The following is a 13,887-nucleotide window of genomic DNA, read 5'->3' as shown; positions in this document are numbered from 1 at the left end:
AGAGGCTGCCGCTATTCCACGACCCTGCCGCTGCCGAAGACGCCCTGTTCGACGACGAAACGGCGGCAATGATCGATGAATGCCTGCACCGTCTGCGTGCGGTGCTCGGCGTTTGGCAGGGCGATCCCCATGGTAAGCGGCCGCAAATCCCCCTCCAGGGGCACGAACACCAGCGGCTTTCCGTCGGGCGCCAGCGTATTGAGCGGCCGCATGTTGGCGATGCCGTAGCCGAAGCCGTTCGCAACCATCGAACGCATCACCGCGATGTCGCCGGTGCGCTCGGCAATGTTCGGGCGGATCCCTCGCAGATGAAAGGCCGAAAGGAAATATTCGCGGCTATACGGCAGGTCGAGCAGCACCATCGGCTCGTCGGCCAGTTCTTCCGTCGTGATGGACGCCTTGCCGGCGAAGCGGTGCCCCTGCGGCAGCATGACATAGGCAGGTACCAGCATCAGCGGTTCGAAAGTCGTGTCCTGCGAGAGTTCAAGATCGTAAGTCAGCGCCGCGTCGATTTCGCCTCGCTGCAACATTTCGAGCAACTGGCCCTGGTTGCGTTCGAACTGCCTGAACCGCACCTCGGGATAGGCGCGCTCGAACTTCATGCGCAGGGTCGGCAGCACGATCTGCGCGAAGGTCAGCAGGCATCCGATCGCCAGTGGCCCGCGCACCTTCTGAGCGATGTCGCCGGCGATATCGTGCAGAGCGTCGGCATCGGCAAGCAGCCTGGCGGCCTCCTTCAGGAAAACGCGCCCGCCGGCCGTGAGCGACAGGCCATGCGAATGTTTGCGGACGAAAAGCTGGACGCCGAATTCGGCCTCCAGTTGCGCGATGGATGCCGAGATCGAAGGCGGCGAAACATTGACCTGTTCGGCCGCCTTGGTAATGGAGCCGGCTTCGCCGACGGCGACGAAATACTCCAGTTGTCTCAGGGTGAAGCGTAGCGGCATGGGCGGCTATGTTGCCGGTTTGGACGTTGCGATCAAGCGCTCGCCTTGACTCAATATTTGATCCATGTCGTTTTCAGCGCGGTGTACTTGTCCAGCGCATGCAGCGACAGGTCGCGGCCGAAGCCGGATTGCTTGACGCCGCCGAACGGTGTCATCGGGCTCAGCGCATCGACCGCATTGACGGATACCGTGCCGGCGCGAAGCCGAGCGGCGACGCGGTGCGCGCGCGAAAGACTGTCGGTCCACAGGGATGCGGCCAGCCCATATGGGCTGTCATTGGCTATGCGGATAGCCTCCTCCTCGTTGTCGAACGCAATGACCGAAAGCACCGGCCCGAATATCTCTTCGCGGGCAATCGGGTCGTTATGGGCAACATTGTCGAAGATGGTGGGCTGTATGAAGCTGCCGCGACCGTTGACCGTGACCCGATCGCCGCCGGCAACCAGGCGCGCGGTCTTCTTGCCGGCCTCGACGAACCGCATGACGTTGGCCGCGTGGCGGACATCGACCATGGCGCCCATCTTCGAAGCCGGATCGAGCGGATCGCCAGGCTGAGTGGCCGCCGCGCGCTGCGCCAGTTTCTCCAGGAGCGCATCCTTGATGCCGCGTTCGACGAGCAGGCGCGAATTGGCCGAACAAACCTCGCCCTGATTGAAGAAGATGCCGAACGCCGCCATGTCGGCTGCCGCATCGAGATCGCCGCAATCGGCGAAGACGAGGTTCGGGCTCTTGCCGCCGGTTTCGAGCCAGACCTGCTTCATGTTCGACTGACCCGAATACTGCAGGAACATCTTGCCGACCGATGTCGATCCGGTGAAGGCAAGGCAATCCACGTCCATATGGCGGCCGAGCGCCTGCCCAGCCGTCTCGCCAAGACCAGGCACAACGTTGAGCACGCCGGCTGGCAGGCCCGCCTCCATGGCGAGTTCCGCCAGCCGGAGCGCCGAGAAGGGCGACTGCTCGGCGGGCTTCAGCACCACCGAATTGCCCGCCGCCAGCGCAGGCGCGCACTTCCAGGTCGCCATGTCGAGCGGGAAATTCCACGGCACCACGGCACCGATCACGCCGAGCGGTTCGCGCCGCACCAGCACCAGATCGCTCCCGCCGGTCGGCGCCACCTCGTCGTAGATCTTGTCGATGGCCTCGCCATACCACTGGAAGATCGCCGCCGAACCCGGGACGTCGACGGTCGCCGCATCCATGACAAGCTTGCCCATATCGAGCGACTCGAGCAAGGCAAGCTCTTGCAGGTTTTCGCGCAGCAGCCGCGCCAGCCGCAGCAGCACCTCCTTGCGGTACGCCGGGCTCGTGCGCGACCAGATACCGGCCTCGAAACTGCGTCGCGCGGCGGCAACGGCCAGATCGATATCTTCCTCGCCGCATGAAGCCACCTCGGCCAGCGTTTCGCCGGTGGCCGGGTTGATGCTGGCGAAGGTGCGCCCCGAACGCGCGGGAACGGTCTTGCCGTCGATGAACGCCTTGTCGCGAAAACGGATCGCGGATGCTTTGCCGATCCAGTCCTTGTGACTGAGTTCGCTCATTTTGACTGCCCCCCAGCGTGCACGCTACTCGTCGCCCGGCACGCCGTAGCTCGGCGCGTCGGACGGATTTATCGCACGGGTCACATAGGCATCGAGCTGGGGCTTATAGCGATCCCAGAGGGCCGCCAGTTCCTCGATCGGGCAGCTGTCAGTCCAGTCGCAGCGCAGGTCCGCGACGGGCCATGCGACCTCGCGCACCAGCTTCATGCCGGCCGAATGGACCGGACCCGCCTCGCCACCCGCTTTCAGCGCGGCGCGCATGGTGGCGATCAGGCGGTCACCCAGATGCCCGTCAGAGGCCAGGAAGGCCTCGACCATGGCTTGCGGTATGCCGTCATGGGCCAGCATGTTGCCGCCGCAGGCGACATTTTCGGCACGCGCTTCCGCCCAGATGCCAAGCGCCTTGGGCCCGGAATGAATGGCCGTGGTGCCGGCGGCATCGACAGCCAGCACCTGCCGGTATTCGCTGTAGGCGCCGGTGCGCTTCAGGATGGTGACCGCCTCGGCGGCCGAAGCACCGCGTGCCAGCAGTTCGAGCCCGTTTGTGCCGAGCGTCGGATCGGTGACGTTCTGGCTCGCCACCGCACCGACGCCCGCCTGCGCATAGGCGCAGCGCGCCGCCACCGCCGGAGAGGAGGATGACACCGCGACGCCGAACATGCCGGTGCGGCTGCACCGCGCGACAATGGAGAAGGTCATGATCGTCAATCCGCGATGATGGTGGTGACATCATCCGGGATTACGGCGGTTCCGTCGATCTCGACCAGCCAGTCCGGCCGCGCAAGGGCCTGCACGACCAGACCGGTCGAAACCGGATGCACGCCTTTGATGTACTCGCCCATGGTACGGTAGACCGCCTCACGGTGGCGCACGTCGGTGATGTAGACGACCACCTTGACCAGATGCTCCATCTTGCCCCCGCACTCCTCGATGAGCTGCTTGATGTTCTGCATCACCTTGTGCGTCTGCTCGGCCGGGTCGTGGCTGCCGATATTCTTGGCCGTGTCGAGATCTTGCGGGCACTGGCCACGCAGATACACCGTCCGGCCGCCCCGCGTGACGACCGCCTGACACAGATCATTGTCGAGCTTCTGCTCGGGATAGGTGTCCTTGGTATTGAACTTGCGGATTCTTGTATGCGCCATCCTGGTCTCCATCGGATCGGGCTCTTCCTCGGAACGTCGTCGCTCACAGCACCGGGCTGCGCCCGTCTCCGCTAGGCCGCTCGGGTCTGGCGTTTCGCGGACGCATGATAGGTCAGGTATTTGCGCTGCGTGGAAATATGGTCCGCCAGATGCTTGGCGTCGTGCCACACGCCCCAGATGAAGCTGGACCCCCGCCTTGACTGCCAAGGCAGGCCCAGGAAATAGATCCCGGGCTCGCTCGAGACACCGCGCTGATGCCTCGGCTTGCCCTTTTCGCCGAACACGTCGACCTTCAGCCAGCTGTAATCGAAGCTGAATCCCGTCGCCCATATGATCGAGCCTATTCCAGCCTTGGCGAGGTCTAGGTCGAGAATTGGATCGGTCACGCATTGCGGATCCGACTCGATCTTGCGGGCACCGGGCTCTTCCGGAAGGTCGAGGCCGTTGCGGGCGACATAGGCATCGGCCTCGTCCAGCAGCGACATGTAGTTGGCGTCGCCGCGGGCGATGTTCCTGCCAAGATCAGGCGCGAAATTCATGACGCCGTCCTTGTACAGTTCCGTCCGGCCGACGAGCTTCATGCCCTGCGCGGCGAGGCGCCGGAAGTCGATCGTCTGGCCGCCGCGCGCGCCGCTCACCGCGATGGTGACATGTTCCGTGTCGGGCGCGGGCGCCTGGGCGTCCCATTTGCCGAGGACCCCCAGCCACCAGCAGAAATCGCGGCCGCGATAGGCCCGGGGAGGACGGTCGTGCGGCCCGACCGAGAGGTAGACGTTTCTTCCTGCGCGCAGGAGTTCGTCCGCGATCTGCACGCCCGAGGAGCCGGACCCGACCACCAGGACCGCGCCCCTGGGGAGCTGGTCTGGGTTACGATAGGCGCTGGAATGTATCTGCAGGAAACCCGCATCCCGAGGCACGATGCTCGGCATGACGGGATGCTGGAACGCCCCGGTGGCGGCGACGACATTGGCGGCCTCGATGACGCCGTCCGAGGTCTCGACCCGGAAGCCGGGGCGACCGACAAGTCTCTGCACTTTCTCGACATCCACGCCGCAGCGGATGGGCGCGGCGATCATTTCCGCGTAGGCGGCGAAGTAGTCGGCAACATCCTCCTTAGAGACAAAGGCATCGGGATCGGTATCCGGAAACTCCATGCCCGGAAAACGATCGTGCCAGGCAGGGCCGTTGGCAACAAGGGAGTCCCATCTTTCGGAGCGCCAGCGTTCGGCGATGCGGTGCCGCTCAAGGACGAGATGCTGTACATCGCACTTGCTCAAATGTTCGCTCATGGCCAATCCTGCTTGGCCGCCGCCAACCACAAGCGTGTTTATTTTTTCGACCGACATTTCAGCGCCCTTTTCAGCCCCCCCAAGAACTTCTGCGGATGCGAGGAGGTCAGATCGCTGGTGTACTGGAGGGACCGGATAGCGAAAATTACGATTTCACGTGGCAGTGGTTAGCTTGTCCCTAAACGCCAAATGGCCCGAGTCCAGCAGACGACTACGACAACATCGCCTTGGCCGCTTTTTCGCCGATCATCATGGATGGCGCATTGGTGTTGCCGCCGATCAGTGTCGGCATGATCGAGGCGTCCGCGACGCGCAGATTGTCGAAGCCTCGCACCTTGAGACCGGCGGGATCGACCACCGCCATCGTGTCGTTGCCCATCTTGGCGGTGCCGACCGGATGATAGACGGTCAGCGCCTCGGCACGCAGATAGGCGAGGATCTCGTCATCGGTGACGACATCCGGGCCGGGCAGGATTTCCGGTCCTCGAATATCGGCAAAGACTGGCGAAGCCAGGATCGAGCGCGCCAGCTTGATGCCCTCGACAAGGGTCAGGGCATCCTGCTCATCACTGAAGAAACGATGATCTATCAAGACGTTGCGGCGGGTGCCGTCGCGCTCGAGCGTGATTTCTCCGATGCTTCCGGGCCTCAGCACGCACGTGTGCACGGCATAGCCGTGGCCATATTCGACGAGCCGGCCGCGATGGCTGCGGTAGCCGGGGACAAAGTGGAACTGGACATCGGGAATGCTGCCGGCATATTTCGTCTTCGCGAAGCCGCCGGCCTCGACATAGTTGGTCGTCAGCATGCCTTTGCGCCGGGTGAAATACTGGAACGGCGCCGCCAGCATCGCCGGCAAATTGGCGAGCGACAGGCCAAGCGTCCTGGTGCTGTTCGATCGCACCGTGATCATGCCGTCGACATGGTCGCGCAGGTTCTTGCCAACGCCCGGCACGTTCATCACCGGCTCTATCCCCGCCGCCTTCAGCTCCTCCGCCGGGCCGATGCCGGAAGCAAGCAGGATGCGCGGCGATCCGATCGCGCCCGCGCTCAGGACCACTTCGGCGCGGCATGCCAGTCGTTGGGCAGCCCCGTCCTTGATCACGTTGACGCCGGTGACGCGTCCGTCTTCGACTGCCAGATCAAGCACCTCGACGCCTTGCAGCACCTGGAGATTCGGACGGCCGAGAGCCGGGCGGACGAAGGCGGTGTAGGCCGAGAAGCGTTCCCCGTTGTTCTGCGTGACGTTGTAGATGCCGAGGCCGAGTTGGCCATCGGCGTTGAAGTCGCGGTTTTCAGGCAGGCCCATGCCTCGGCCCGCCTCTATCCACAGCCTGGATACGACGTTGGGATCGCGCGGATTGTCGACCAGCAGTTCGCCCTCGAAGCCGTGATAGGCCGGATTCTGCGACAGAAGGTTCCGTTCCAGTCTCTTGAAGACCGGCAGAATGTCGGCATAGGACCAACCCGCGCAGCCAAGTGCTGCCCACTCATCATAGTCCTGCGCGGCGCCGCGAATGTAGACCATGGAATTGATCGAACTCGACCCGCCAAGAAGCTTGCCCCGGTTGACCGGTATGCGGCGATTGTCGAGCAGCGGCTGCGGCACGCCCCTGTAGCCGTAGTCGAAGTTCGGATTGCCGTAGAGCGCGAGAATGCCAGCCGGCACCCGCACCCGGGTGCGGTCGTCGCTGCCACCCGCCTCGATGAGGCAGACGCGGCTGGCCGGATTAGCACTCAGCCGGTTGGCCAGGACGCAACCGGCCGAGCCCGCGCCGATGACGATATAGTCGAATTCCGCGGCTGCGATGCTCATGCCATGCCTGTTTCGTGACCCACCCCGAAGACCGCTGATCTTTGTTTCATGCATGTCGTCTTCCCAAAACCGAGGTCACTTTTGGGCGACAGGCCTTAGTGCTCGTCGTCTTCGTCGTTCTTCAGCAGCTCGAGGATTTCCCGCTTCATGGCGATGAAGTTCGGCTCCATGACGAGATCCATGCTGCGCGGACGCGGGAGACCGACACGGATTTCCTTCTTGATCTGGCCGGGCCGGCCCGACATGACGAGCACCCGGTCCGCCAGCAGGATCGCCTCGTCTATGTCGTGGGTGACGAACAGGACCGTTTTCTTGGAATGGTCCCAAATCCTCAGCAAAAGCTTCTGCATTGAGTGGCGAGTCTGGCTGTCGAGCGCCCCGAAAGGTTCGTCCATCAGCAGCACCTGCGGATCGTTGGCGAGCGCGCGGGCAATCGCCACGCGCTGCTTCATGCCGCCCGACAGCTGCGAGGGATAATGGTTGGCGAACTTCGCAAGGCCAACCTCACGGAGAAAATGCTCGACGATGGCCCTGCGATCGGCCGCCGGCATGCCTTTCCGCTTCGGGCCATATTCGACGTTCTGCGCAACGGTGAGCCAGGGAAACAGCGTATAGGCCTGAAACACCATGCCGCGATCCGGGCCCGGCTCGGTAACCGGCTTGCCGCCGACAGAGATCATGCCGCCGGTGCGCTCCTCCAGGCCAGCGACAAGATAGAGCAGGCTCGACTTGCCGCAGCCGGATGGCCCGACGATGACGCAGAACTCGTTGGGCACGACGTGAAACGAGATGCCGTCCAGTGCCAGGACCGCATTGTCGCCCTTGCCGTAGCGCAGGACCACATTGTCTATGCCGATGTCGGAGCTCTTCGGTTTCGTCGCGAGAGCAAGGGTGTCCATATCAGCGAATTCCTCAATTGGCCCAGGGTGCGACGAGGCGGCGGATGCCCCGGAACAATTGGTCGGTACAAAGACCAAGGATGCCTATCAGGGCGATGGCCATGAAGATTACGTCGACCTGGAAGCCGCGCATCGCCTTGAGCGAGATGTAGCCAAGACCGCTGCGCGCGGCGACGAGTTCGGCAACGACGAGATAGGTCCAGGCCCAGCCCATGGTGACGCGCAGCACGTCGAGCACGTTCGGAAGCGTGGCCGGAAAGACGATGTGGAAGACCGTGTCGCCGCGTTTCGTGCCGAGCGTATAGGCTGCGTTGACAAGATCGCGCTGAACGCTGCGCGCACTGTCGGCGATCATCACCAGCTGCTGGAAAAAGATGCCGAAGATGATGACGGCCACGCGCTGCTCGATGCCTATCCCGATCCACAGGATGAAAAGCGGCACGAAGGATGTCACCGGCAGGTAGCGGATGAAATTGACGAGCGGGTCGAGCGCGGCCTGGACGACGCGGTAGGTGCCCATCGTCAATCCAAGCGGCACCGCCACGATGCTCGAAATGACGAAACCGATCAGCACCACCTGAACGCTGGCCAGGACGTGCTCCCACAAGGACCCGTCAAGCGCCATCCTGATGGTGGTGGACAATACGGATTCGGGACGGGGCAGGAACATTTCCTTGACCGCGCCGGAATAGGTCAAAGCGAACCAGCCGCCGATGACCGCGACCCAGACCAAGACGCTGAGCGTGATGGAGAGAGGGCGCGACACAGCCCGGAACGGCGTAGCGACAGCTTTCCAGGCGGATCGACCGGGCTGATTTTTCTCCACGCTCGTGGTCACGATACGGCTGATGGGAGACGTTGCATTCGGTGCCAGTGTCACAGCGAAACCCTTTGGGCTGGATAGACCGCAGGCGCGAGGCTCGGCCTGCGGTCCAGCGAATTCACTTTGCAAGGCCAATCACTTTGCAAGGCCAGTCACTTCGCAAGGCCAATCACTTCGCAAGGAAGGACGGATCGACGAGGTCGTCGTATTTGATGTCCATCTTGAGCTTGCCGAAGCCGCCCCAGACATCACCGCCCAGCTTGATCAGCTTGCCGGCTTCGCCGCTCTCGGCGCCGGCGAAAAATTGGGCATTGCGCGCCTTGCCATAGAAGTTCACGCCTGCGGCGGAGGAGGCGAAGTCCTTCGGATCCTTCAGCCAGCCGCCGACCCCCTTGGCCATGACCTCGTAAGCCTTCTCAGGATTTTCCTTGATGAACTCGTTGGCCTTGTAGAGACCCTTCACCAGCGCCTCGACATCCCCGGGGTTCTTCGTGATGTAGTCGCAATTCAGCGCCACCACATCGACGATCAAGCCGGGCGTCTTCGAGGAGTCGATCAGGACCTGTCCCTTGTTTTCCTTCTTGGCCAGCGTCAGATGCGGTTCCCAGGTGACGGCAACAGGAATGCGATCGGCCATGAAGGCGGAGGCGGCATCATCCGCCGTCATGTTGGTGACCTTCACGTCGGACTGGCTGAGACCGGCCTGCTTGAGCAGGATGTTGAACCAGAACTGGGACACCGAGCCTTCGTTCAGCGCAACTTCCATGCCCTTGAGATCCGCGACGCTCTTGATCCCGCTGGGCGCCAGGACGCCATCGCCGCCATGGCTGTCGTCCAGGGCATAGACCGATTTGAAGCAGACATCCTTCGAGCGGTACTTCATGATTTCGTCTATGGTCGAGGCGCTGCCGTCAAGCTCGCCGGCGGCGACAGCCGCCATGTACATCGACGCTTCCTCGATGATTTCGAGCGAGACATCGAGGCCCCCTTCCTTGAAGTAGCCCATGTCACGCGCAAGGAAGAGCGGGCCGTATCCGACCCAGGTCGTCATGCCCAGTTTCAAGCTGCCGGCTTCGGCGTGGAGGCTCACCGCTAGGGCGCTCAGCGCAATGCCGGTCGCGAGTGCGGCGCGGCGGAACTTCGAGATTATTGTCGTCATCACGTTCCCCTGTCTTTTTCTGAGGTCAGGCGTCATCCGCGCCATAACAAACCCGCTTCGGACGTATCACCGAAGGCTGCCGCCTGACGTTCTTATGTTTCTCTTTCAGCCGGCCGATGGAGCAAAGCACGCTGTGTGCGATGCACAAATAATGATTTTCGATAATTCTGCTTAGGCTGGGCCTAACCACGCCGGCGCCGGCCCACGCCCTAGCGGCAGGCACGATGACCTCTGGAAAGTGGCGGGGCGTTAGGGGAACGCACCAAAGGTCAAGGCTTCACCGTTTGCCGTTTGCCCAAGGGGGAACCTGCCGGGCGCAGGGTCGTTGATGCTTGTCGGAGCCAAGGGCTCAAGGCATCACGCATGCCCGTCGAGAACGATCACGGACAAGCTGCAACGGAGCTGAAAAGCCATGACGGCCAGGAAGAACCAGACCGAGAGCAAAGACAAGAAGGCACAGCGTTTGGCCGAGACCACCGACGTGTCGCCGAGGCAGGCGAAGGAGCTCATGAAAAAGCATGGGAAGGACAGTCCCAAGGTGGAGAAGGAAGCCAAGAACTTCAAAGCCGAAGGATAGCCGGGCGGACAGGGGGAGACTTTCAACATCCGCACCCACACAGGCGGCCAGCAATGTGGCTCCCCCGGTGCTCAGTCGCGCAAAGGGTCAGCCCCGGACGCCCGGATAGGCTTGGCCTTTCAAGAGTCCGGAATCGTCTGGCATCTAATGCCGGCGCCAAATGCTTGTTTCGCGGACGAACCGGCAGGGGCGACGACCACCGGCCGTGGCGCCGTCGGCAAGATCGTCAGGCGCGAACTTGATGCTGGACATAGGGAAAGCAACCGGGCGACCGACCATCTCTGTCACCAGGACAAACATTGATCGTTCAGCCACGGAGCGGTGTGGGGGGACGTGGCAGCCATGCAACGGTCCCCTTCCACGTTCAGGGCATTATTCTTTGCCTCAACCACGCAAAGAACCTGTTGCCACGGATCGTTGCGCGGACCCGAGCGGCAGCCCAACGCGCTCTCATGGTAGAGCCGACGTGGCAATCGCAGACGATGTTGTGGAGTTGCCAGTCGCTCAATTCGAAGAAGCGCTTTGCCTCACCATAGGTGTCGTCTTTCAGACCCGACGCGCGCAGCACCGGGTCAGCGAAGGCAATAGTGAGCGCCGAACCTTCACCGCGCGCCATGGTACGTGCTTCCGGGTGCAGGTGTTCGGTGCCTGTAAGCGCGCCAAGGCATCGCTCGGGATTCTGCTCGAGAAGTTCAGCCCAGCGCTCGATGCGCTGGTTCCGTGTCATCTCCGAATATGCGGCCGAGGATTCAACCTTGGCGACCGCCTGCAGTTGGTCGAGTGTCTGATATTTCATGGTCAGCTCCTGTCGAGAGAGGGAGAAGGCCCACGCCTGTGAGCGAAATTATCGCGCGGCGGTGCTTCGACAAGGCGGAAGGCCAGAAGAAATCGACGCCATCATCGCATCGGTTGTCGACATCGGAAGGTGTTTCGACGTGCTGCCCTTGCGCGTCGCTCGCAGGGAACAACGGCCTGCATCGAAAGTTAGTCCAAGGTACACCGCCGGTGAGCTTTCACGACAATCCACGGGAGACGACTGCAAAAAGACCCGGGAGATAGCAGAACGAGGAGAACCGTCATGAAGGACAAGGCAGCAGATCTCGACAACACATTGCCGCAGGTCGCCATCGACGATCAGCAGGTGCGACAGTTGGCGGCCATAACCGACTTGCCGTCCAGGCAGGCTCGGGAACTGGTGCGCCGCCACGGCAATGATCCCAGAAAGCTGGAAGAACTGGCGAGGTCGATCAACGCCGCGAACTGAGCAAATGGATGGTGCCCGGTGCATGCCGCGGCATCAGATTTCGAGCAAGGCATAAGGGCGGCCGCTCGGCTTGGCCACATGCATGGCCACATTGTAGACCTTGGCGCCGCCAGGTGTTTGACCTTCGTAACAACCGCGATGCGCATGACCGTGCACGACGGCATTGACCTTGAACCGATCGATCGTCTCCGCCAGACGTGAAGAGCCCAGAAATGGAAATATCTCCAGCGGTTCTCCCGCAACGGTGTCGGCAACCGGCGCATAGTGGAGGACCACCAGCGTGCGCTTCGCCCGCACCTGGCGCATGGCGTTTTCAAGGCGCATTGCCTCGTTCACGCTTTCGGCGACCATCGTCTTGATCGCCGGTTCACCGAAGGAGCCAAGCATGCGTGACCCGAAGCCGCCTATGAACCCCTTCACGCCGACGAAGCCGACCTCCTCGATTTCGATTGCCTGCCCGTCGAGGAGATGGACATGCGCCTGGCGCAGGATGTTCGTGACGTCTTCCACCGCGCCGGACTCGTAATCATGATTGCCGAGCACCGCCACAACCGGGATCGAGCAGTTGCGCAGATCCTCGGCCAGCAGCTCCGCTTCACGAGGCTTGCCGAGATTGGTGAGATCTCCCGTGAGAACGAGAATGTCGGCCTCGCGCGATATCTCACCGAAGAGATCGCGATACGAAACCTGGGCATCTTCCTTCACATGCAGGTCGCCCAGCGCGGCAATTTTGAGCGTGCGTGCGCCGTCGTTCGGCGCGGCGCCCTTGATGCGATCAGCCATCTCGAAATTCTCCCGCGCCGCCGACGCCGGCGAAGCCCCATTCCTTGACGTCAATCTCGTAATCGGTTTGCGAAAGCAGCCGCCCGCGGCAGATCTTCGTCCTTGGAGACGGCAACTGCCGTTGCTTGGCGAGGCGGTCGAGCAATTCGTCGAGCAGCCACGCCGGAATATGGTCGCGCTCGCTCGGATAGATCCACCTGAAGCTGAGAAGCTGCATGAGCAGGACTTCCCAATGAACCTCAAGATAGGAAAGCAGCCGGTGCCAATCGATCTGGTCATGCGCCTTGAGGATCGTATGGGCTATGTCGGCTCCGTCGTGACGTCCTCTGTCCTGGATGAAGCATTTGGACCAGACGAGCTCGGTCGGTCCGATGATCCTCACCCGGCTGCCCAGCAGCTCGGTCTGGCGGGCATGTTCAAGCCACAGATCGCCGACAGGCATCATGCCGTTGGCGGAGCCGAAGATGACGTCGAAGAAATGGGTGCCCTTGAACACCTTGCCAAGCCACCGGTCGTCCAAGATTTCGACCGCGTATCCAAGCTGCTTGAAATGGGCGAGGATACGCCCGTAGTCGCCGGCCTTGCAGAAGATATCGAGGTCCTTGGTCTGGCGGGTGACGCCCGTATAGGCGCTTACCGCGTAAGTTCCGGCAACCAGGAAGGGAATGTCCGTAGCGGCAAGCTCGCGGATTGCTTCCGTGTAGAACACCTCCGCCTCCGCGTTCTTGAGTGTCGGCGCCGCCTTTGCGTCGATCATGGGAAGCGAGACCAGAACGTTTTCAGGCAGTGGATCCTTGGTCATGAAACAATGGCTCCCAGTCCGGCAACCGGCGGTCGCCCGCTGTGGTAACAACGTGAACCGCGCCTCGGTTCCGCCATGCGAGGAGTGGGCTGGGATTTCGCCCGCTTACGGCATCAGGAATCGGGGTGGTGGCTGGCCGCCGATTCACCGGAACAGAACTCCGGAAAGTCGCCGCGCCTTGTGAATTCGGCTGCGACGGTTTGCCAGTGATTATGATCAAGCCCACCCCGACGGCTCGGGATGGGGCTTGCTGAAGTTCCTGCGGTTAGCTGTTCTTGTGGCTCTGTTCGCCAGCTTTGACATGCTGTTCGTGAGTACCGCCACGTGTGCCGGAGCCATCGCCCTGCTGCCGCTGATTGCCGCCGGCTGCATGCTGTTGCTGGCGACCCTTGTCATCCATGTTCTTGTGGCTCTGTTGGCCTGCCTTCACATGCTGTTCGTGACTACCACCCCGATTAGGCATTCTTCTTCTCCTTTACAGTTCAGCGAGGCGACAACCGCCTCAGCAGTTTAAGGAGATTGCCGTGCCGACGTTCCCTCACGTAATATTTCGTGAACGTTTATGCTTTCGGCGGCGACATCCGGCTTCCGGAACGCTCCCTCGCAGCCAGGATGCTGTCTATCAGCTCCCCCTCGCGAAATGGCTTGCCGAGCAGCGGAACATCCGGCGGCAGATCACCGATCGCAGTCGTGTCGGCATAGCCGGTGATCATGACCGCCGGCCAGTCGGAACGCAGATTGCGGGCAAAGCGGACCTGTGCAAGGGTCGCCGGCGACCGCGTCGGCGGTGGATATCGCCTTGTAATGCCAAGCAATTATGACCACACTAACATCAAGAGACT

At 62.1% G+C, this 13,887-nt stretch carries 16 protein-coding genes; 3 read left to right on the top strand and 13 right to left on the bottom strand.

All coding sequences use genetic code 11. From position 1 onward, the window contains the following. Positions 1–11 precede the first annotated feature (11 nt). The 9 genes from JT360_RS09055 to JT360_RS09015 form a co-directional block, all read right to left on the bottom strand. A complete protein-coding gene (locus JT360_RS09055) occupies positions 12–947 on the bottom strand; it encodes a LysR family transcriptional regulator (RefSeq protein WP_214471187.1) in 936 nt (311 codons plus the stop codon). 50 nt (positions 948–997) lie between these two features. Beyond that, on the bottom strand, positions 998–2,488 hold the full coding sequence (locus JT360_RS09050) for an aldehyde dehydrogenase (RefSeq protein ID WP_214471186.1): 1,491 nt from the start codon (positions 2,486–2,488) through the stop codon (positions 998–1,000). A 24-nt stretch (positions 2,489–2,512) separates the two neighbouring features. Then, on the bottom strand, positions 2,513–3,187 hold the full coding sequence (locus tag JT360_RS09045) for a DUF1028 domain-containing protein (protein ID WP_214471185.1): 675 nt from the start codon (positions 3,185–3,187) through the stop codon (positions 2,513–2,515). Positions 3,188–3,192: 5 nt separating this feature from the next. Then, entirely contained in the window at positions 3,193–3,633 is a 441-nt protein-coding gene (locus tag JT360_RS09040; protein WP_214471184.1) for a RidA family protein, read from the bottom strand. 71 nt (positions 3,634–3,704) lie between these two features. Then, on the bottom strand, positions 3,705–4,979 hold the full coding sequence (locus tag JT360_RS09035) for a flavin-containing monooxygenase (protein ID WP_214471183.1): 1,275 nt from the start codon (positions 4,977–4,979) through the stop codon (positions 3,705–3,707). 154 nt (positions 4,980–5,133) lie between these two features. Next, complete coding sequence (locus tag JT360_RS09030) at positions 5,134–6,738, bottom strand: GMC family oxidoreductase (protein ID WP_214471182.1); 1,605 nt, start codon at positions 6,736–6,738, stop codon at positions 5,134–5,136. A gap of 95 nt (positions 6,739–6,833) precedes the next feature. After that, positions 6,834–7,637, bottom strand: coding sequence for an ABC transporter ATP-binding protein (locus JT360_RS09025; protein WP_214471181.1), 804 nt, complete (start codon positions 7,635–7,637; stop codon positions 6,834–6,836). Between the two features lie 13 nt (positions 7,638–7,650). Then, positions 7,651–8,403: an ABC transporter permease gene (locus JT360_RS09020; protein WP_352127001.1), complete on the bottom strand. Its 753-nt coding sequence runs from the start codon at positions 8,401–8,403 to the stop codon at positions 7,651–7,653. A gap of 226 nt (positions 8,404–8,629) precedes the next feature. After that, the gene (locus JT360_RS09015; protein ID WP_214471179.1) at positions 8,630–9,619 is read right to left on the bottom strand and encodes an ABC transporter substrate-binding protein; all 990 of its coding nucleotides are present in this window, start codon (positions 9,617–9,619) and stop codon (positions 8,630–8,632) included. A 412-nt stretch (positions 9,620–10,031) separates the two neighbouring features. On the opposite strand from JT360_RS09015, the gene JT360_RS09010 reads away from it, so the two are divergent. Next, positions 10,032–10,196 (top strand): hypothetical protein, encoded by a 165-nt coding sequence (locus tag JT360_RS09010; RefSeq protein WP_214471178.1) that lies wholly within the window; start codon positions 10,032–10,034, stop codon positions 10,194–10,196. A 364-nt stretch (positions 10,197–10,560) separates the two neighbouring features. Here JT360_RS09010 and JT360_RS09005 read toward each other — a convergent pair whose 3' ends face one another. Further along, positions 10,561–10,992: a hypothetical protein gene (locus JT360_RS09005; RefSeq protein ID WP_214471177.1), complete on the bottom strand. Its 432-nt coding sequence runs from the start codon at positions 10,990–10,992 to the stop codon at positions 10,561–10,563. A gap of 282 nt (positions 10,993–11,274) precedes the next feature. On the opposite strand from JT360_RS09005, the gene JT360_RS09000 reads away from it, so the two are divergent. Further along, on the top strand, positions 11,275–11,460 hold the full coding sequence (locus JT360_RS09000; protein WP_214471176.1) for a hypothetical protein: 186 nt from the start codon (positions 11,275–11,277) through the stop codon (positions 11,458–11,460). Positions 11,461–11,493: 33 nt separating this feature from the next. On the opposite strand, the gene JT360_RS08995 is transcribed toward JT360_RS09000, so the two are convergent. Together JT360_RS08995 and JT360_RS08990 are read right to left on the bottom strand one after the other, a co-directional pair. After that, positions 11,494–12,243: a metallophosphoesterase family protein gene (locus JT360_RS08995; RefSeq protein WP_214471175.1), complete on the bottom strand. Its 750-nt coding sequence runs from the start codon at positions 12,241–12,243 to the stop codon at positions 11,494–11,496. Continuing rightward, positions 12,236–13,045: a nucleotidyltransferase family protein gene (locus JT360_RS08990; protein ID WP_214471174.1), complete on the bottom strand. Its 810-nt coding sequence runs from the start codon at positions 13,043–13,045 to the stop codon at positions 12,236–12,238. The genes JT360_RS08995 and JT360_RS08990 overlap by 8 nt, the downstream gene beginning before the upstream one ends. A gap of 247 nt (positions 13,046–13,292) precedes the next feature. Between JT360_RS08990 and JT360_RS08985 the strand changes: the two genes are divergently transcribed. Further along, on the top strand, positions 13,293–13,559 hold the full coding sequence (locus tag JT360_RS08985) for a hypothetical protein (protein ID WP_214471173.1): 267 nt from the start codon (positions 13,293–13,295) through the stop codon (positions 13,557–13,559). Between the two features lie 46 nt (positions 13,560–13,605). On the opposite strand, the gene JT360_RS08980 is transcribed toward JT360_RS08985, so the two are convergent. Then, the gene (locus tag JT360_RS08980) at positions 13,606–13,758 is read right to left on the bottom strand and encodes a hypothetical protein (protein ID WP_214471172.1); all 153 of its coding nucleotides are present in this window, start codon (positions 13,756–13,758) and stop codon (positions 13,606–13,608) included. Positions 13,759–13,887 lie beyond the last annotated feature (129 nt).

This window comes from Mesorhizobium sp. dw_380 (assembly GCF_018588885.1).
In the GTDB taxonomy this organism is placed as follows: domain Bacteria; phylum Pseudomonadota; class Alphaproteobacteria; order Rhizobiales; family Rhizobiaceae; genus Mesorhizobium.
This window is presented reverse-complemented; position numbering and strand designations above follow the sequence as displayed.

Bases quoted from the DNA above. Each gene is read 5' to 3' on its own strand.
- JT360_RS09055 (WP_214471187.1), bottom strand. From the start codon at position 947: ATGCCGCTACGCTTCACCCTGAGACAACTGGAGTATTTCGTCGCCGTC.
- JT360_RS09050 (WP_214471186.1), bottom strand. From the start codon at position 2,488: ATGAGCGAACTCAGTCACAAGGACTGGATCGGCAAAGCATCCGCGATC.
- JT360_RS09045 (WP_214471185.1), bottom strand. From the start codon at position 3,187: ATGACCTTCTCCATTGTCGCGCGGTGCAGCCGCACCGGCATGTTCGGC.
- JT360_RS09040 (WP_214471184.1), bottom strand. From the start codon at position 3,633: ATGGCGCATACAAGAATCCGCAAGTTCAATACCAAGGACACCTATCCC.
- JT360_RS09035 (WP_214471183.1), bottom strand. From the start codon at position 4,979: ATGTCGGTCGAAAAAATAAACACGCTTGTGGTTGGCGGCGGCCAAGCA.
- JT360_RS09030 (WP_214471182.1), bottom strand. From the start codon at position 6,738: ATGAGCATCGCAGCCGCGGAATTCGACTATATCGTCATCGGCGCGGGC.
- JT360_RS09025 (WP_214471181.1), bottom strand. From the start codon at position 7,637: ATGGACACCCTTGCTCTCGCGACGAAACCGAAGAGCTCCGACATCGGC.
- JT360_RS09015 (WP_214471179.1), bottom strand. From the start codon at position 9,619: ATGACGACAATAATCTCGAAGTTCCGCCGCGCCGCACTCGCGACCGGC.
- JT360_RS09010 (WP_214471178.1), top strand. From the start codon at position 10,032: ATGACGGCCAGGAAGAACCAGACCGAGAGCAAAGACAAGAAGGCACAG.
- JT360_RS09005 (WP_214471177.1), bottom strand. From the start codon at position 10,992: ATGAAATATCAGACACTCGACCAACTGCAGGCGGTCGCCAAGGTTGAA.
- JT360_RS09000 (WP_214471176.1), top strand. From the start codon at position 11,275: ATGAAGGACAAGGCAGCAGATCTCGACAACACATTGCCGCAGGTCGCC.
- JT360_RS08995 (WP_214471175.1), bottom strand. From the start codon at position 12,243: ATGGCTGATCGCATCAAGGGCGCCGCGCCGAACGACGGCGCACGCACG.
- JT360_RS08990 (WP_214471174.1), bottom strand. From the start codon at position 13,045: ATGACCAAGGATCCACTGCCTGAAAACGTTCTGGTCTCGCTTCCCATG.
- JT360_RS08980 (WP_214471172.1), bottom strand. From the start codon at position 13,758: ATGATCACCGGCTATGCCGACACGACTGCGATCGGTGATCTGCCGCCG.